Origin of the sequence: Streptomyces rubellomurinus, assembly GCF_000961885.1 — a bacterium.
Lineage (GTDB): Bacteria > Actinomycetota > Actinomycetes > Streptomycetales > Streptomycetaceae > Kitasatospora > Kitasatospora rubellomurina.
In genome coordinates this window covers 14,586-32,123 of sequence record NZ_JZKH01000088.1, presented here as the reverse complement: position 1 = coordinate 32,123, position 17,538 = coordinate 14,586, and the positions used below count along the sequence as shown (strand labels likewise).

Below are 17,538 nucleotides of genomic sequence, written 5' to 3'. Positions count from 1 at the left end.
CGGAAGCTAAGCCTCACAGCGCCGATGGTACTGCAGGGGGGACCCTGTGGGAGAGTAGGACGCCGCCGAACAATTCTTCAGAAAAGGCCCACCCGGGTTTCCGGGTGGGCCTTTTCGCGTTTCCGGCGGCGAGTGGCGAACCCGCCCGCAGCTCCTGAGTGCTGCTGTGACCACCTGCAGGTGGTGCTAGGTCCACCTCGGAACTGGGGTGTCATGGCCAGTGTGCGGACCCGGTGGTTCGTGAACACTGTGAGTCGACGATCGGTACCGGTATCAGGAGCTTCCGTGACGACGACAGAGACGCGAACGAGTGGTGCGCCGGTGCGCACGCAGGCCGAGGCGGCGCTGGCTGCGGGCGGCCAGGCCCTGGCACGGCTGGCGGTGCTGGTGCTGCGGGCGGCGCCCGGGTTCGTGCTGCCGCTGGTGGCCGGCTGGCTCGCGGCGGCGAGCACGGTGGGCATCCTGCAGCGCTTCGCCCTGGTCGTGCCCTGCGCCCTTGCCGCGGGGCTCCTGGGGATCGGCGCGGTGGGTGGCGCCCTGTTCGTCCGCCGGACGGCGGCCGGCACCCGGCGGCAGCTGGAGAACTGGTACGGGATCCGCATACCGGTGGTGTACCAGCCGCGTCCGGAGCTGGAGTCGGACGAGCGCGGGCACTGGTGGACGGGGTACTCCTACCACCGTTCGCGGTCGGTCGCGCAGCTCGCGCAGCTGCTGCACTGGGCGTTCCGGGACCGGGCGACCAGGAGCGAGATGCTCTGGCTGCTCGTCAACCCGGCGGCGGTGTTCGCACTGGCCGGGCCGGTGGCGTTCCTGCTGCTGTTCGGGGCGGCCTACGGCCTGGCCGGGCCGGAGGTCGGCGGCGGCTACGGCCCGTTGAACGGCCGGATGGTGTCGCTGGTGATCAACGGCGGGCTCGGGCTCGGCATGATCGCGGCCGGGGTGCTGCTCGCGCCGCACGCCGTGCGGGCGTACGCCACGGTGGCCCGCCGGGTGCTGGACCAGGACGGTCGGGCGACGCACGCCCAGCTGACCAGGCGGGTGGCCCGGTTGACCGAGACCCGGGCGGACGCGGTGGGCAGCCAGGCGGCCGAGCTCCGGCGGATCGAGCGGGACCTGCACGACGGCGCGCAGGCCCGGCTGGTCGCGATCGGGATGACCCTGAGCACCATCGAGCACCTGATGGACACCGACCAGACCGCCGCGCGTACTCTGCTCGCCGAGGCCCGGCAGTCCTCGGAGCGGGCCCTGCAGGAGCTGCGGGACCTGGTGCGGGGGATCCACCCGCCGGTGCTGGCCGAGCGCGGACTCGGCGACGCCGTCCGGGCGTTGGCGCTGGACAGCGCGCTGCCGACCGAGGTGTGCGTCAGCGTGCCGGAGCGGCTGCCGGCCCCGGTGGAGGCGGCCGTGTACTTCAGCATCTGCGAGCTGCTGGCCAACGCGGCCAAGCACTCGCGGGCGGACCAGGTGTGGGTGGACATCCTGTACCGGGCGGGATCCCTGCGGGTGACCGTGACGGACGACGGCATGGGCGTGGCCGATCCGTCGCGGGGGAGCGGACTGCGCGGCATAGAGCGGCGATTGGGTACCTTCGACGGTGTCCTCGCCATCGACAGTACGTCGGGCGGTCCGACCACCATCACCCTGGAGCTGCCGTGCGAGTTGTCCTCGCCGAGGACCTCTACCTCCTTCGCGAAGGCCTGATCAGGCTGCTGGAAGCGCACGGCTTCACCATCGCCGCGGCCGTCGAGACCGGCCCCGAGCTGCTGGACGCGCTGCTGACCCACCGGCCGGATGTCGCCGTGGTGGACGTGCGGCTGCCTCCGACGCTCACCGACGAGGGGCTGCAGGCCGCCCTCAAGGCGCGGCGGGAGATCCGGGGCCTTCCGGTCCTGGTGCTGTCCCAGCACGTCCAGCAGTTGTACGCGCGGGAGTTGCTGGCGGACGGCACCGGGGGGATCGGCTACCTGCTGAAGGACCGGGTGTTCAACGCGGGGCAGTTCATCGACGCGGTCCGCCGGGTGGCGGCCGGCGGGACGGCGATGGACCCTGACGTGATCGCGAAGCTGATGCACACCACCTCGCGCCGCCCGGGCCCGCTGCTGCGGTTGTCCCCGCGGGAGCGCGAGGTGCTGGAGCTGATGGCCGAGGGCTGCTCCAACTCGGCGATCGCCGCCCGGCTGTCGGTGAGCGACGGTGCGGTGGCCAAGCACATCGCCAACATCTTCACCAAGCTCGAGCTCGCCCCCGCCGAGGATGCCAACCGTCGGGTGCTCGCCGTCCTGACCTACCTCAACGGCACGGCGGGGCACGCCGCCTGACAGCTCGACCGGAAGCCCGCCGGGTGCCGAGGCGGGCGCCGAGTCGGGCGGGCCGCCGCTCGGGAGGCGGCCGGGCGGTGACGGTCCAGGCTGCGGAAACGCTGAAACAGGCGTACGAGTAAACTCCGATGAGCCGAGCCCGGAGGTCGCCCAGCCGTCCCGGAGGCCCGACCACCGACGACCGACCACGGGAGACCGGCGGTCGGCGGTCGGCAGTCGAGGCAGCGTACGGCAGCAGCCGACATCCAGGGGTTGATAGACGTAATGGCACGCCCAACGCTCACCAAGGCCCATCGCGGCCTGCTCGGCCTGGTCGCGGCCGGCGCCTGCATCATCTCGGGCATCGGCTTCGCGGGCTCCTACAACGCGGTGCGCGAGCTGGCGGAAAAGAAAGGTTTCGGCGCTTTCTCCTACGCCTTCCCGATCGGCGTCGACGCCGGCATCGTCGTGCTCCTCGCGCTCGACCTGGTGCTGACCTGGCTGCGGATCCCGTTCCCGATGCTGCGGCAGACCGCCTGGCTGCTGACCGTGGCCACCATCGCGTTCAACGCGGCGGCGTCCTGGGGCGACCCGCTCGGCATGGGGATGCACGCCGTCATCCCGGTGCTCTTCGTCGTCGTGGTCGAGGCCTCCCGGCACGCGGTCGGCCGGATCGCGGCGATCACGGCGGACCGCCACATGGAGTCGGTCCGGGTGATGCGCTGGATCCTCTCCCCGGTGCCGACCTTCCGGCTCTGGCGGCGGATGAAGCTGTGGGAGCTCCGCTCCTACGACGAGGTCATCCGGCTGGAGCAGAACCGCCTGGTCTACCGGGCGCAGCTGCGCTTCCGGTACGGCCGCGGCTGGCGGCGCTCGGCGCCGATCCAGGCGCTGCTGCCGCTCAAGCTCGCCAAGTTCGGCGTGCCGCTCGACCCGTCGCTGCTCGACCGGCTGGACGACGAAGGCCGGGAGCTCGAGGCCAAGGAGGTCGCGACGACGGCCCAGGCCGAGCTGGAGGCCGGGGAGCCGGAGCTCCAGGAGATCCAGGTGGCCGCGGCCATCGCCCCGGCGCAGGCGGCTGCGGTCCCGCAACCGCAGCACGCGCAGCAGGCCGTGCCGCCTCAGCACCCGCAGTACCCGCAGCACCCGCAGTCCCGCCCGGAACCCGGGCAGCCCCAGGCGCAGGTCCAGCCGCAGCAGCTTCCGCAGCCCCAGATCCAGCCCCAGGTCCAGGTCCAGCCCCAGCCTCAGGCCCAGGTTCAGCAGCCCCAGGCCCCGCAGCCCCAGCCCCAAGCCACGGCCCCCGCCCCGGCGACGGTCACGCCGGTGCCCGTGGAGGTGGCCGGCCCGGTGCTGGCGAAGCTGGCCGCGGTGCGCCGCCGTGCCGAGAACGAGCCGGCCGACGAGCCGGAGGAGACTCCGCAGCAGCGCGGCGAGGAACTGGACGTCTGGGCCGCACGCCAGGTCCGCCCCGCCGGCCACCGCCCCGACGCCGCCCCGGCGGCGCCCGCCGCGCCCGTGGCCCCCGCCCAGGCGAGCCCCGTTCCTGCGACCCCCGCCCCCGCCGACGTCGTCCCGGTGGCCCCCGCCGTCCGGACGCCCGCCAAGTCCTCGCCGTGGTTCAACGCGGGGGCCCCGGCGCCCGAGGAGTCGGCCGGCGCCCCCGCCGAGGAGCCGGCCGCCGCCGACCAGCCCGTCCCGGTTCCGGCGTCCGCGCACCTGGACCTCGACGTGGCGTACGAGGGCCTGCTCTCGTACATCGACAACAACGGCCACCAGCCCGACGCCCAGCGCCTCGCCGAGTGGCTCACCACGGAGCACGGCGTCACCGGCAAGGGGCCGGACGGCTCGGTCCACCCCAAGGAGGTCGCCGACCTCTACCCGAAGCTGAACGAGCGCTACCAGGCCGCCGGGAGGGACTGACCGACCGCCCATTGACGCCCGATCCGACCGGGACTACCTTCGCCTCAACAAATTGTTGAAGCGAAGGTTCGGCACGGGAGGCCACGATGGCGCAGGTCGAGGTCGGCGGTAACGGTCAGACGGGCGGAGCCTCCTTCTCCGCCGCCGCCCGCGCCGCCGTGGAGGCGCTGCTCGCCCCGGTCGACGCCGATCTGGCGCGCCGCTACCCGGGCGAGCGCGGCACCAGGCAGCCGGTGCACACCGTCTACGTCCCCGCCGACGCCTTCGGCGCCGACACCGTACGGGACTGGGGCCGCCGGGCGCTGGAGGCCTTCGACACCCACGCCGCCACCCCGGCCGAGCTGGCCCGCGCCCTCGGCGTCGCCGACGACGAACTGCTCGCCGACGTGCACGCCCGGGTCCGCGCCAAGCTGGAGCGCGAGCCGGTCGAGGACCTGCGGATCGACTTCGAGGACGGCTACGGCCCCCGCCCGGACGCCGAGGAGGACGCGGCCGCCGTCCGCGCCGCCGAGCTGGTCGCCGCCGCGGTGGCCGAGGGCTCCGCGCCGCCGTACGTCGGGATCCGGATCAAGTGCCTGGAGGCGCCCGTCCGCGCCCGCGGCATCCGCACCCTGGAGCTCTTCCTCGCCACCCTGCTGGCCGGCGGCGGCCTCCCGGACGGCCTGGTGCTCACCCTCCCCAAGGTCACCTACGCCGAGCAGGTCACCGCGCTGGTCCGGCTGCTGGAGGACTTCGAGCGCCGGGCCGCCCTGCCCGCCGGCCGGCTCGGCTTCGAGGTCCAGATCGAGACCACCCAGGCCGTCCTCGGCCCGGACGGCCGGGCCACCGTGGCCCGGATGATCGAGGCCGGCGAGGGCCGGGTCACCGGCCTGCACTACGGCACCTTCGACTACAGCGCCGCCTGCGGCGTCAGCGCGGCCCACCAGAGCATGGACCACCCGGTCGCCGACCACGCCAAGGCGGTCATGCAGGTCGCCGCGGCCGGCACCGGGGTCCGGCTCTCGGACGGCTCCACCAACGTGATCCCGACCGGCCCGACCGCGCAGGTGCACGCGGCCTGGAAGCTCCACCACGGCCTGGTCCGCCGCTCGCTGGCCCGCGCCTACTACCAGGGCTGGGACATGCACCCGGCGCACCTGCCGACCCGCTACGCCGCCGTCTACTCCTTCTACCGCGAGGGCCTGGGGCCCGCCGCCGCCCGGCTGGCCGCCTACGTCGCCAAGGCGGGCGGGGACGTGATGGACGAGCCCGCCACCGCCCGCGCGCTCAGCGGCTACCTGCTGCGCGGTCTGGACTGCGGCGCCGTCGACCCGGCCGAGGTCACCGCGCTGACCGGCCTCGACCGCGCCCGGCTGGACGCCCTGGCGGGTCGCTGATCCCCCGGCCGCTGATCGCCGGGCCGCTGATCGCCGGGCCGCTGATCGGCCGACCGCTGCTCCGCCCGCCACGCGCCAACTAGGCTGGCGGGGCCGCCCCGCCCACCGGGGCGGCCCCGCCCGCCGTCGCCGTTCCCGGGAGAAGCACCGCGCCATGTCCGCCACGCCGGAACCCACCGCCAGGCCGTACCTCACCATCCGGCGGGCCGGCAGCCACGAGATCGAGATCAAGAAGTCCCGCTTCATCTGCCACCTCGCCCGGGTCCGCGACGAGGACGAGGCGCAGGCCTTCATCGCGGGCATCCGCAAGCAGTACTGGGACGCCCGGCACAACTGCACCGCCTTCGTGGTCGGCGACGAGCAGCGCCGCGAGCGCTCCAACGACGACGGCGAGCCCGGCGGCACGGCCGGGGTGCCGATGCTGGAGGTGCTGCGCCGGCGCGGCCTGACCGACACCGTCGCCGTGGTGACCAGGTACTTCGGCGGGATCAAGCTCGGCGCCGGCGGCCTGGTCCGGGCGTACGGGAGCGCGGTGTCGGAGGCGGTCGACGAGATCGGCCTGCTGGAGCGCCGGCCGGTCGCGCTGCTCGCGGTGGCGGCCGACCACAGGCGCGCCGGGCGGGTGGAGAACGACCTGCGGGCGGCCGGGTACGCGGTGAGCGACCTCGCCTACGAGGCCGCCGGGGTGCGGATCGAGGTGGGCGTGCCGGAGCCGGAGGTGGCGGCGTTCCACACCTGGCTGGCCGAGGCGACCGGCGGCACCTCGGTGGCGGTCCCGGCCGGGCGGACGTACGTCGAGGTGCCGGTCTGACGGAACCGGCCCGGCGGTCACCCCCCGTAGCCGAGGCGTCGCGCCACGCGGGAGACCGCTTGAACAGATTCACCCGAACGTAGGGACGTGTCCCGGAGTCGGAACTTCGGCTCCGGGTTGTGGCGTTTCCTGGGCAAGGTTCCGGCAGAACCGGACGAATGACCCATCGATGGAGGACACAGGACCCCACGCCGCACCACGGAGGTACGCGCATGACCTCAGCCCGCTTCCCGTCGCAGACCGGCGCCGACCCGGCCGGCCCCCGCGGGGCCGCGACGCCCTACCGGATGACCGTCACCACCGCCCTCCCGCACGCCGAGGCCGTCGCCCTGGCCGACGAGCACCTCGCCTCCTGGCTGAAGCAGGAGGGCTGCGAGGAGCCCCCGCCCGCCCGCCGTGCCGACACCGGCCGGGCCGCCACCGCACCGCGCCCGACCGAACCGCCGCCGACCGAACCACCCGGGGCCGAGCCGCCCGTGGCCGAACGCCTCCGCCTCGGCGACCGCGTTCTGCTCGACCGCGACCAGGGCCCGCTGCGCGGCGGCCGGGGAGCCGGCCGCTACGACCGCCGCCGCCTGCGCACCCCGGCCCCGCACGGCACCCGGCAGCTCACCCTCACCGTGGCCACCGCGGCCGGCGGCCCCACCTGGGTCCGGCTGGAGGCCGAGACGCACAGCACCGGCAGCGGCGTGCGCACCCCCTGCCGGGTGCCGGTGCCCGACCTGGCCTACTCCCTCCTCCCGCTGCTGGACGCCGCGGACGGCCCGGCCGCCGTCCACCTCGCCCCGCAGGTGATCACGGCCGCCGGGGTGGACGGGCTGATCGACGAACTCTGCGACCCGGAGCGCCGGCTGCCCACCGTGGTCGCCAGCGTCCCGGCGCACCAGGAGCTCGACCGCTGGGTCGAGCAGGTGGTGCGCCCGCTCTGCCTGCAACTGCCCGGCCTCGCCACCGCCTACGTGCTGGACGCCGACGCCCGGCTCGGGTTCAACGTCGCGCTGGAGTACCACAGCGTCTACGGCGGGGCGGTGCGCACCTACCTGCCCGAGGTCGACCCGGCCTCCCGGCAGGACGGTGCCCGGCACCCGGTGCTCGTCCGGGGCCGAATAGAGCAGGACGTGCGCCGTGCCGCCGGGCTGCTGGCGCGCGAGCCGCGCCGGCTCGCCGCCGAACTGCCGCTGCCACCGGCGCTCGCCGCCGTCCCGGTGCTGCGCGTCCCCCCGCCATCGGCTCCCGCCGCCCGCACCGGGCCGGCTGCCGCATCCGGCCCGGCCGACGTGGCCGACGTGGCCGAAGTGGCCGTGCTGGCGCGGGAGGAGCGGCAGGACCGGGCCGAACAGCAGGCCAGGGCCGACGAGTTGGAGCGCGTCCGGCGCACCCTGCGGCAGGAGCGCCGGGAGCACCGCGAGCGCACGGGCCGGCGCGAGGGCCACGAAGGGCGCCTGCGGTCCGCTGCCCGCGCCCTCACCGGCCGCCACTGCACCGTCCCGGGCGGCCCCGCCGGGCGCCCGGCCGCACCGCCGTCCGGCAGGCCCGCCGACCGCTCCGGCAAGCCCGCGACCTTCACCGAACTCATGGCCAGGCTGGCCGAGTTCCCACTGCTCACCTTCACCGGCGACCAGAAGGCCGCGCTCGCCCTGGACGGGCTCCAGTGCACCGGCGCCGGCTGGGCCCGGCTCGCCTGGGACGGGCTGACCGCCCTCCAGGAGTACGCCGAGGCGGCCGTGCGCGGCTCGGCCGGCGGCGACTTCAAGCAGTGGTGCGAGCACACCCCGGCCGGCTGCCACCACTTCCCGCCGCGCAAGGCCGTGCGCGGGGAGTCCCGGACGGTGTTCAGCCACACCAAGTGGAAACGCGAACGGATGCTGCCGGTACCCGAGTCGGTGGACGCCTCGCGGCGCGCGTTCATGGGCGCCCACCTGCGGATCGGCGGCGGCCGCACCGCTCCCCGGCTGCACTACCTCGACGACTGCTCCGGCAGCGGCCGGATCTACGTCGGCTACATCGGCCTGCACCTGACCAACACCCGCACCAACTGACGCGCGGGGCCGTCCACCGCGGGGGCCGACCGGCCCGGGGGTCGGCCGGGATCGAGCGGTATCGAGCGGTACCGACCCGGAGACCTGGCTGACCACCGAGCCGGTTCGGTGGACAATGTCCGACAGGGGCGGGGCCGAAGGGCCTTCGGTCGCCCCGGGCAGGTGTCGGACGAGCATGGGGGAACGACGACCGATGCAGTACTCAGCAGACGGCCGGCCCGACGGCACCGCGACCGCGCATTTCCCCCAACCGGGCTTCCTGGCCTCGGTGTTCCGCGACCTCGGCGTCGACCAGGACGCCGACCCGGACCGGGGCGCCGCCGAGCCGGGCGGCAGTGCCCCCGGCCCGGAGGGCACTGCCCCCGAACCGTACGGCGACGGCGCGCCCGGTGACGGCCCGTCCGGTTCCGAGCAGGAGGCGGTCGCGGCGCACGCCCGGGCCGCGGCCCTGACCCACCACCGCACGCAGACCGTCCGGACCGAGCACGACCGGCTGGCCGACCTGCTGCGCCGGGCCGCCCTGCCCGTCTCGGCCATGGACTTCGAGAGCCAGCTGCGCCGCTACGAACCCCGCCCCTTCGCGGCGGACGGCCCCGGCCCGGACACCGAGGCCGAGCCCCGCTGGGAGGACTTCGCCCCCGCCGAGCCGCCCGCCGCCGACCCCGAGAGCGGCCCCTCCCGCCGCCTGCTGGACTCCGGCTACCAGCGCGAACTGGCCCAGGCCCGGCTCACCCACCAGCGCGCCCTGCGCGAGTTCCGCACCCGCCGGGCCGAGGCCGGCAGCCCGGCCGCCGACGACGCCCGGCGCGCCCACGAGGAGGCCGAGGAGGCCCGCGCCCGCGCCGTGCGCGAGTACAACGACAGCCTCGAGGAGTGCCGCCGGGCCTACCGGCAGGCCGAACCGGCCGCCGTCGAGTCGCTGCTGGAGCGGGCGCTGGCCGCGGCCGAGACCGCCACCCAGGACCTCCCGGCCCCGTGCCGGGCGGTCTTCCGGCCGCTCACCCGCACCGCCGTCCTCGACCTCGACCTGCCGCCGCTCGACCTGGTGCCCTCGCTCACCGGCTACCGGCTCGCCCCGGACGGCGAGATCGCCCCCGTGCCGCGCCCGCCCGCCGACCGCGCCACCGACTACCTGCGGCTGGTCGCCCGGCTCGCCCTGCGCGCGCTGCAGGCGGCCGACGCCGTCGACACCGACGAGATACTCGCCGGGGTCGTCCTCAACGGCTGGCTGCGCGAGCCCGGTGCCGGCCGGCCCGGCACCGCCGAGCCGCTCTGCCTGGTCAGCGTGGACGCCGACCGCGACGCGCTGGCCCGCACCCGGCTGCTGCCGCCCGCCGCGCCGTACGAGGAACGCGACGACGAGGGCGTCTACGCCGACGCCGAGCAGGACGAGGCGCTCGTACGGCTGCGCCAGCTCGGCGCCGCCGTCACCCCGGACCCGTACGACCGGACGGCCGTCCAGCCCGCCGCCCGGGCCGGCGCCGCGGTGCCCGCCGCGGCCGACCTGTCCGCCAACGAGTTCGCCCAGCTGGTGCGGGACCTGCTCACCCGGGGCGGTCTGACGGAGTGGAGCGTGCGGCTGCGCGGCCCGGCCGGACTGGTCGCCACCGCCGAAGGCACGCCCGGCAGCGCGCTGCCCGGCCGCTGGCTGGTCTGGGCCTCCCGGGACGCCGAACCGGTCGGCACCGACCACATCGCCACCCTCGCCGAGGGCGTCCGCGAGGAGTCCGTCGAGCGCGGCCTGCGGCTGACCACCGGCCGCTTCACCGACGAGGCCCTGGACCTCACCGCCGAGGAGAGCCACCGGCACATCCACCTGGTCGACGGCGACGGCCTGCGCGAACTCGCCCGCACCCACCTCGGCCTCCCGTTCGGCGCGGGCCACTAGGGCGTCAGGGCGTCAGGGCGTCAGGGCTTCCCGGCCCCAGGGCTCCTGAGCCCCTGAGCCCCTGAGCTCCTGAGCCTGCTGGACCCCCGGGCCCCGGCTCACCCTGACGGCCCGCCCGGCGCGCGCCGCACCACCGCCGACCGGAGGCTGAGGAGCGGGCCCGGCCGGACGGTACCCCGGCCGATCTCCGTCGAACGGCCGTCCGGTACGGTCGGCGGTCGGCCCGGCCACGGGCGGACCCCGGGGGGAGAGGCATGGGCAGAGCGCTCGGCAGACCGTACGACGGCACCAGGCAGACGGTCGGGCAGGCGGTCGGGCAGACGGCGGAGGCGGCCCGATGACCGCCGTGGCCGTCGCGGCCGGGGCCTTCCTGATGACGCTGATCGGCGGCTTCGTCGCCCAGCGCACCGGCGACCGCCGCCACCTGGTGCTCGGCTTCGCGGCCGGCCTGATGCTCGGCGTGGTCGCCTTCGACCTGCTGCCCGAGGCACTGCACCAGGCTCCCGACGAGGTGCACGGCGTCCCGCAGGCACTGCTGATGTTCGCGGCCGGCTTCCTCGCCATCCACGTCGTCGAGCGCGCCGTCGCCATCCACCGCGGTCACGAGGGCGAGTACGCCGAGCACAGCCACGGCGGCCACCAGCACGGGCCGCGCGAAGGGCAGCAGGGCATCGGCCTGACCGCCGCGCTCGCCCTGGTCGGGCACAGCGTGATGGACGGCTTCGCGATCGGCGCCGCCTTCCAGGCCGGCACCACGGTCGGCACCGTCGTCGCCATCGCCGTGGTGGCCCACGACTTCGCGGACGGCTTCAACACGTACACGATCACCCGGCTCTACGGGAATAACCGGCGGCGGGCGCTCACCCTGCTCGCGGCGGACGCCCTCGCACCGGTCTCCGGCGCCGCGATCACCCTGGCCTTCACCATCCCGGAGCACCTGCTCGGCCTCTACCTGGGCTTCTTCTCCGGCTTCCTGCTCTACCTGGCGACCTCCGACATCCTCCCCGAGGCGCACAGCCCGCACCCGTCCCGCAGCACCCTGCTCTGCACCCTCGCCGGGGTCGGCTTCATGTGGCTGGTGATCGGCCTCGCCAACTGAGGCGGGCCCCGTGGCCGCCTCCCCGGCGCCCGCCGGGGGCGGGCTCAGCGCGCCGCGCCGCCCGGGTGCGCGGGCCGGCGCGGCGGCCCGGCCGCGAGGAAGCGCGCCTCGGCGGAGCGCAGCACCCGCAGCAGCACCGCCTGGTCGGCGGGGCTGACCTCGCCGAAGTACTCCTGCGCCACCTCGTCCCGGACCCGCCCGATCCGCTCGACCGCCGCCCGTCCGGCCCCGGTGAGCAGGATCCGTACGGCCCGCCGGTCCGCCGGGTCCGGGCTGCGCTCGACCAGGCCGGCCTCCTCCAGCGCGTCGACCACCGTGGTCGCCGAGCGCGGGGCGATGTGCAGCTTGTCGGCGAGGTCGCTCAGCCGCATCGCGCGGTCCGGCAGCTCGCAGCCGGGCGCGTGCGCCAGCGTGCGCAGTGCCCGGGCCTGGCCGGGGGTGATGCCGTACGGGTCCAGGCGCTCGCCGGTGCGGCGGCGGATGCGCTTGATCGCCCTGGTCATCGCGTCGGCCAGCTCGGCGGCGTCCAACTGCTCGCCGACCTGCTCGCCGACCTGCTCATCGGCCTGCTCGCCGGCCCGCTCAGCAGCCTGCTCACCGGCCTGTTCACCCGTCCGGTCGTCGGCCCGGTCGACGGCTTCCGGGCGGCCGGCGGCGTGCGCCTGGTCGCCGGTCGGGGCGCCCGCCGGGTCGTCGGTCGGCGTGGTGGTCATGGGCGGTCTCCTCGGCAGGCGTCCGCCCAAGCGTATCGGCGCCGCTCCGGGACCCGTGGCCGGTGGTGGGCGAGTGCCGGGAAAGATGTTGAGCCAAGCTCAGTATCTGCGTTAGCTTGTCCTTCAGTGAGGGGACCCTAAGTTCCCTCCCCGAACCTGGAGGGCCCATGCCCCGCTCCGAGGCGCGCGTCGCCACCGACCGCCCCGCCCGCTACGCCAAGCAGCTCGCCGCCCACATGGGCCGCAAGATCGACGCCACCTTCTCCGAGGAGACCGGCCGCGGCACCCTCGTCTTCGGCGCCGGCACCGCCACCCTGGAGGCCCAGCCGGACGCCCTGCTGCTCGTCGTCGAGGGCGAGCGCGAGAACCTGCCCGGCCTGGAGGACGTCGTCGGCCGCCACCTCGTCCGCTTCGGCGCCCGCGACGAACTCGTCGTCGCCTGGCACCGCGACAACGGCGAGGCCGGCCTCGTTCACCGCAACGACGACCCCGAGGCCTGACGACCCCGGCCGCTCGGCCGGGGCAGCCACCGGTCGAGCGCCCACAGCACCAGCACGGCCAGGCACCAGCTGGCCACCACGTCCAACAGCCAGTGGAAGTCGCTCCACATCAGCCCCGCGCCCACCCCGAGCGCCAGCGCCACCGCGCCCGCCGCCAGCCCCCGGGCCGTCCGCGGCCCCGCCGCCCGGGCCAGCAGCAGCGCCGCCACCCCGTACGAGAGCGTCGCCGTCGCCGTGTGCCCGGACGGGTACCAGCCCCACTGCCCCGGCGTCAGCGGCTCCCCGAGCGGGCCCGGCCGGGCGAACGCCGCCTTCGCCGGCACCACCAGCAGCGGGATCAGCACCGCCGTCGCCGCGGCCGCCGGCAGCGGCCACCACCAGCGCGCCGCCCCTGCCCGCCGCCACCACCAGGACGCCAGCACGCCGCACGCCAGCAGCACCGGCACGGCGGGGACACCGCTCCCCAGGTCCGACAGGGCGTGGCCGAGCGGATCGAGGACGGCGTTCGGGCGGGCCGAGCGCACCGCGCCGCGCACCGCCCGGTCCAGCCCCAGCAACGGTCCGTCCACCACCACCTGCCAGGACACCAGCAGCAGCACCACCGCCGCGACCACCGGCACCGCCACCGAGCGGGCCGCCCGGCCCAGGGCAGCGGACAGCCGCCCCGGAGCAGGGGGGAGAGCTCCGGGGCGGCTTGGATGATCGCCGTTCCGTGCGCCCCGGGGGGTGTGGGTCGGACGGTCGGTCGATCGGTCTTCGGTGTGTGCCGACCCTCCCGGGTCGGCCTGGTTGTCCGTGCGGTGCGCCCGCGGGCCCCCCACCGGGGGCGGCTCCGCGGACGGCTCAGCCAGGGGCTGGGGCTCGCTGTCCATCCGTGATGACACTACGTCACCCGCCGTTCCCGTCCGAGCGCCTTCAGCGATTCCGCACATCATCTTCACCCTGCCCCGGGCAACCCCACGGCCGCCGAACCGGTCTTTTGCGCCGACCACCGGGGCGCCCCTCGCGCCCCCTCGAGAAACCGAACGGCCCGCGAGGACCAGAGGTCCCCACGGGCCGTTCAGCGCTGTCCGGACAACCCTCCGGCGGGAGTCACCACCTGGTCGGCGGCGCCGCTCAGACGGCGGTGAACGCGCCCTCCAGGATGTCCAGGCCCTCGTTCAGCAGGTGCTCCGGCATCACCAGCGGCGGCAGGAAGCGCAGCACGTTGCCGTACGTGCCGGCGGTCAGCACCACCAGACCCTCGGCGTGGCAGGCCTTCGCGATCGCCGCGGTGGCCTCCGGGTTCGGCTCCTTGCCGCCCGGCTTCACCAGCTCGACCGCGACCATCGCGCCGCGGCCGCGGACCTCGCCGACGATCTCGTGCTTCTCCTGGAGCGCCCGCAGACGGCCCAGCATGACCTCGCCGATCCGCTGCGCCTTGCCGTTGAGGTCCTGCTCCTTCATCGTCTCGATCGCGCCCAGCGCGGCCGCACAGGCCACCGGGTTGCCGCCGTAGGTGCCGCCCAGGCCGCCCGCGTGCGCGGCGTCCATGATCTCGGCGCGGCCGGTCACCGCGGCCAGCGGCAGACCGCCGGCGATGCCCTTCGCGGTCGTGATCAGGTCCGGGACGATGCCCTCGTCGTCACAGGCGAACCACTGGCCGGTGCGGCAGAAGCCGGTCTGGATCTCGTCCGCGACGAACACGATGCCGTTCGCCTTCGCGAACTCCACGATCGCCGGCAGGAAGCCCTTGGCCGGCTCGATGAAGCCGCCCTCGCCCTGGATCGGCTCGATGATGATCGCGGCGACGTTCTCCGCGCCGATCTGCTTGGTGATGACGTCGATCGCCTGCGCGGCCGCCTCGGCGGCGCAGTTCTCCGCGCCGGTCAGCCAGCGGTACGGGTAGGCCACCGGCACCCGGTAGATCTCCGGGGCGAACGGGCCGAAGCCCTGCTTGTACGGCATGTTCTTCGCCGTCAGGCCCATGGTCAGGTTGGTGCGGCCGTGGTAGCCGTGGTCGAACACCACGACGGCGGTGCGCTTGGTGTAGGCGCGGGCGATCTTCACCGCGTTCTCCACCGCCTCGGCGCCCGAGTTGAACAGCGCGGTGCGCTTCTCGTGGTCGCCCGGGGTCAGCTCGTTCAGCTGCTCGGCGACGGCCACGTAACCCTCGTACGGGGTCACCATGAAACAGGTGTGCGTGAACGCGGCCAGCTGCTCGCTCGCCCGGGCCACCACGGCCTCGGCGCTGTTGCCGACGTTCGTCACGGCGATGCCGGAACCGAAGTCGATCAGCGAGTTGCCGTCCACGTCCTCCAGCACCCCGCCGTTGGCGCGGGACACGTACACCGGCAGGGTGGTGCCGACACCGGCCGCCACCGCACCCAGCTTGCGGGCCTGCAGTTCCTGCGACTTCGGACCGGGGATCGCGGTGACCAGGCGGCGCTCCTGCGGGAGCGGCGTTGCGGCGCTCATGGGGTTCTCCAGACTTCTCGGCTCGGTGCTTCGCAGGCTACGGCCGCCCTCACCGGCCGGGCATGCGCCACTCGGTAGCACTGCGCCGTCCGACTTGTCCGGCACGGCCAGCACGAGCGGTGCGACTACCCGCAGGCCCGGCTCCACTACCCTGAGCGCGGGCGGGTCGCCGACGCGGCGGCATGGGTATGGCGGCACCGACGGCGGTCGGGCCGGGCGGGCGAGGGAGCGGGGCCGTACACATGGCACAGGACGGGGCACACCACCACCGCGAGCGCACCACCACCAGCCGCCCCCCGACCCCCCTCCCGCACCAGCGGCCGGGCGACCCGTCCACCCCGCCCTTCGACCTCGCCACCTGGGCCTGCGCCCCCCGCCCCGAGGCCGAACCGGGCGTCTTCCGGCTCGGCTACCGCCGGATCGACCCGGAACGGGCGGAGGCGGCGCGCGTCGCGACCTGGCCGCTGCTGCTGCGGGCGGTGCTCAACGCGGTGGTGGGGTGGTTGGCCTTCGTCTACGGCGTGGAGCTCGCGAAGGACGGCACGACGCTGATCGGTGTCCTTCCTTCGCAGTCGGTCTTCGTCGCCACGTCCGTGGTGCTGACCCTGAACGTTCTGGTGCTCGGCATCGTCATCAAGGTCTTCGGCCGGATGGGCCGTTGGCCCGAGGTGTGGCGCCGGTACGTGGCTCCGCTGCTGTCGCGGACAGTGACGCAGGAGGCGCCCGACCCGGTGGACGGGGCCGCCGGGGAGGCGGCCCGGCGGCAGGACCCGTGGGACGGGCTGCGGCAGGGCGGGGCGGCCGAGGCGGCGGTGCGGCTGGACGCGGAGCCGGTCGGGGACGTCGACTACGTGCGGATCCAGCGCGCCTGGGAGTCGGCGCAGTCGGACCGGGTGTTCGTGCCCGCGTTCGTCGATCAGGTGGCGGCGCGCGGGGCGGCGGCCTTCGCGCACCCGTCGGAGATGCGGGAGCTGCCCGGCCGCGCCGAGCTGCACGACCTGCTGCTGGGCCAGGTGCGGCTCGGCACCGCCCAGGACGTGCCGAAGAACCCGCTGGACCACCGGGCGGCCGGCTTCGCGCTGGACCCGGCGGTCCTGGGCACCTCGCTGCTGGCGGTCGGCCCGGCGGGCACCGGGAAGACGGCGCGGCTGGCGCGGCCGGTGGCGGAGGCGCTGTGCCTGCAGGCCCTGGCCGGTACCGCCTGTGTCGTCGTGGTCGGGGCGGCGGACGCGGATCTCGGCCCCGACGCCTGGTACGACGTGGTGATCGCGCCCGGCGATCCGGCCTCGGTGTACGGCCTGGACCTGTACGGCGCGGCGCGGGATCCGGACGAGGCGGCCGCCCGGCTGGCCGAGGCGCTGCTCCCGGACGAACTGACGGCCCGCGCGGAGCACGCCCGCACCGCGCTGCAGCAGGTGGTGGGCCCGTTCCACGCCGCGTACGGCCGCTACCCGGGGGTGCGGGAGCTGCGGGCGCTGCTGGGCGGGGACCCGGACGTGCTGGCGGCCCTGGTGAAGGCGCTCGGGGTGGCCGGCCGGCTGGCCGCGTACGAGCGGGACCTGGAGCACCGGGAGCGTCAGCGCGGGCGGGCGGACGACCCGGGGGCGCTGCTGGCGGACCGGCTGGCACTGCTGGACCGACCCGCCTTCGAGGGCGCGTTCGCGACGGACGGCACCGGCCGGCCCCCCTTCGCGATGCGGGTGCTGGACCACCCGCTGCGGGTGCGGGTGAAGCTGCCGGAGCGCGGCAACCCGGAGGCCGCCCGGATGCTGTCGCGGCTGGTGGTGGGCCAGTTCGTGCAGGCGGCCGGGGTCCGTGAGGACCGTTCGCTGTTCGCCGGGCTGGTGGTGGACGACGCCTCGGCGGCGCTGGACGCGACGGCGGTGCGCGGGCTGCAGCGGATGCGCGGGGCGAACGCGGGGGCGGTGCTGCTGCTGCGCACCCTGGTGGACCTGCCGGAGGCGTTGCGGGCGCCGCTGTTCGGGGCGGTCGGGTGCCGGATGGCGTTCCCGGGGATCGCGCCGTGGGACGGCCGGCTGTTCTCGGAGGCCTGGGGGACGCACCTGGTACAGGAGACGGCGGTCACCCACACCCCCGACACCTCCGGTGGTGTCATCAGGCGTGCCGGTCGGCTCGGGCGGAAGGCGTTGTCGGGGACGACGGCGCAGACGGAGTCGGTGACGACGCGGGACGTGGAGCGCTTGCGGTGGTCCCCGTCGGATCTGGCGCACGCGTTGCCGGCGGGGCACGCGGTGGTGTCGTTGACGGCGGTGTCGGGCGAGCAGGTGCCGCCGCTGCTGGTGGACCTGCGCGGCTGAACCGGAGCCGACCTCGGGCCCGGCCCGGGCCCGACCTCGGGCCCGACCCGCCCCCGACCCGGGCCCGGCCCGCCGCGCCGGGCGGAAGTCGCCTTCGAGGTGGATTCGGCAGTGCGC

General features: G+C 75.5%; 13 protein-coding genes and 1 rRNA gene. 11 read left to right on the top strand and 3 right to left on the bottom strand.

Features of this window, described 5'->3' with window-relative positions; all coding sequences use genetic code 11:
* The 9 genes from rrf to VM95_RS30745 all read left to right on the top strand — a co-directional run.
* Positions 1 to 71 (top strand): 5S ribosomal RNA (gene rrf, locus VM95_RS45730); the annotation flags it as partial.
* A gap of 214 nt (positions 72 to 285) precedes the next feature.
* Positions 286 to 1,701, top strand: coding sequence for a sensor histidine kinase (locus VM95_RS30780; RefSeq protein WP_244179010.1), 1,416 nt, complete (start codon positions 286 to 288; stop codon positions 1,699 to 1,701).
* The gene (locus VM95_RS30775; protein ID WP_045702969.1) at positions 1,653 to 2,318 is read left to right on the top strand and encodes a response regulator transcription factor; all 666 of its coding nucleotides are present in this window, start codon (positions 1,653 to 1,655) and stop codon (positions 2,316 to 2,318) included. The genes VM95_RS30780 and VM95_RS30775 overlap by 49 nt, the downstream gene beginning before the upstream one ends.
* Before the next feature lie 264 nt (positions 2,319 to 2,582).
* The gene (locus VM95_RS39785) at positions 2,583 to 4,220 is read left to right on the top strand and encodes a DUF2637 domain-containing protein (RefSeq protein WP_045702967.1); all 1,638 of its coding nucleotides are present in this window, start codon (positions 2,583 to 2,585) and stop codon (positions 4,218 to 4,220) included.
* An 86-nt stretch (positions 4,221 to 4,306) separates the two neighbouring features.
* A complete protein-coding gene (locus VM95_RS30765; RefSeq protein ID WP_045702965.1) occupies positions 4,307 to 5,596 on the top strand; it encodes a DUF6986 family protein in 1,290 nt (429 codons plus the stop codon).
* Between the two features lie 154 nt (positions 5,597 to 5,750).
* Complete coding sequence (locus tag VM95_RS30760; RefSeq protein WP_045702963.1) at positions 5,751 to 6,407, top strand: YigZ family protein; 657 nt, start codon at positions 5,751 to 5,753, stop codon at positions 6,405 to 6,407.
* A 212-nt stretch (positions 6,408 to 6,619) separates the two neighbouring features.
* Complete coding sequence (locus tag VM95_RS30755) at positions 6,620 to 8,446, top strand: hypothetical protein (RefSeq protein WP_052707675.1); 1,827 nt, start codon at positions 6,620 to 6,622, stop codon at positions 8,444 to 8,446.
* Between the two features lie 193 nt (positions 8,447 to 8,639).
* Positions 8,640 to 10,334, top strand: coding sequence for a restriction endonuclease (locus VM95_RS39290; RefSeq protein WP_052707674.1), 1,695 nt, complete (start codon positions 8,640 to 8,642; stop codon positions 10,332 to 10,334).
* A 337-nt stretch (positions 10,335 to 10,671) separates the two neighbouring features.
* Complete coding sequence (locus tag VM95_RS30745) at positions 10,672 to 11,433, top strand: ZIP family metal transporter (protein WP_045702961.1); 762 nt, start codon at positions 10,672 to 10,674, stop codon at positions 11,431 to 11,433.
* A 44-nt stretch (positions 11,434 to 11,477) separates the two neighbouring features.
* Here the strand turns inward: VM95_RS30745 and VM95_RS39780 are convergent, their stop codons facing one another.
* Complete coding sequence (locus tag VM95_RS39780; protein ID WP_063773586.1) at positions 11,478 to 12,146, bottom strand: MarR family winged helix-turn-helix transcriptional regulator; 669 nt, start codon at positions 12,144 to 12,146, stop codon at positions 11,478 to 11,480.
* Positions 12,147 to 12,313: 167 nt separating this feature from the next.
* Here VM95_RS39780 and VM95_RS30735 point away from each other — a divergent pair, with 167 nt between their 5' ends.
* Entirely contained in the window at positions 12,314 to 12,646 is a 333-nt protein-coding gene (locus VM95_RS30735; RefSeq protein ID WP_045702959.1) for a DUF2218 domain-containing protein, read from the top strand.
* Here VM95_RS30735 and VM95_RS42870 read toward each other — a convergent pair.
* Complete coding sequence (locus VM95_RS42870) at positions 12,619 to 13,272, bottom strand: phosphatase PAP2 family protein (protein ID WP_045702957.1); 654 nt, start codon at positions 13,270 to 13,272, stop codon at positions 12,619 to 12,621. The genes VM95_RS30735 and VM95_RS42870 overlap by 28 nt on opposite strands.
* A gap of 490 nt (positions 13,273 to 13,762) precedes the next feature.
* Positions 13,763 to 15,103, bottom strand: a complete 1,341-nt coding sequence (gabT, locus tag VM95_RS30725) for a 4-aminobutyrate--2-oxoglutarate transaminase (protein WP_045702955.1) — start codon at positions 15,101 to 15,103, stop codon at positions 13,763 to 13,765.
* A 242-nt stretch (positions 15,104 to 15,345) separates the two neighbouring features.
* On the opposite strand from gabT, the gene VM95_RS30720 reads away from it, so the two are divergent.
* Positions 15,346 to 17,421: a type IV secretory system conjugative DNA transfer family protein gene (locus VM95_RS30720; RefSeq protein ID WP_045702953.1), complete on the top strand. Its 2,076-nt coding sequence runs from the start codon at positions 15,346 to 15,348 to the stop codon at positions 17,419 to 17,421.
* Positions 17,422 to 17,538: the final 117 nt, after the last annotated feature.

Bases quoted from the DNA above. Each gene is read 5' to 3' on its own strand.
- VM95_RS39785 (WP_045702967.1), top strand. From the start codon at position 2,583: ATGGCACGCCCAACGCTCACCAAGGCCCATCGCGGCCTGCTCGGCCTG.
- VM95_RS30765 (WP_045702965.1), top strand. From the start codon at position 4,307: ATGGCGCAGGTCGAGGTCGGCGGTAACGGTCAGACGGGCGGAGCCTCC.
- VM95_RS30760 (WP_045702963.1), top strand. From the start codon at position 5,751: ATGTCCGCCACGCCGGAACCCACCGCCAGGCCGTACCTCACCATCCGG.
- VM95_RS30755 (WP_052707675.1), top strand. From the start codon at position 6,620: ATGACCTCAGCCCGCTTCCCGTCGCAGACCGGCGCCGACCCGGCCGGC.
- VM95_RS39290 (WP_052707674.1), top strand. From the start codon at position 8,640: ATGCAGTACTCAGCAGACGGCCGGCCCGACGGCACCGCGACCGCGCAT.
- VM95_RS30745 (WP_045702961.1), top strand. From the start codon at position 10,672: ATGACCGCCGTGGCCGTCGCGGCCGGGGCCTTCCTGATGACGCTGATC.
- VM95_RS39780 (WP_063773586.1), bottom strand. From the start codon at position 12,146: ATGACCACCACGCCGACCGACGACCCGGCGGGCGCCCCGACCGGCGAC.
- VM95_RS30735 (WP_045702959.1), top strand. From the start codon at position 12,314: ATGCCCCGCTCCGAGGCGCGCGTCGCCACCGACCGCCCCGCCCGCTAC.
- gabT (WP_045702955.1), bottom strand. From the start codon at position 15,103: ATGAGCGCCGCAACGCCGCTCCCGCAGGAGCGCCGCCTGGTCACCGCG.
- VM95_RS30720 (WP_045702953.1), top strand. From the start codon at position 15,346: ATGGCACAGGACGGGGCACACCACCACCGCGAGCGCACCACCACCAGC.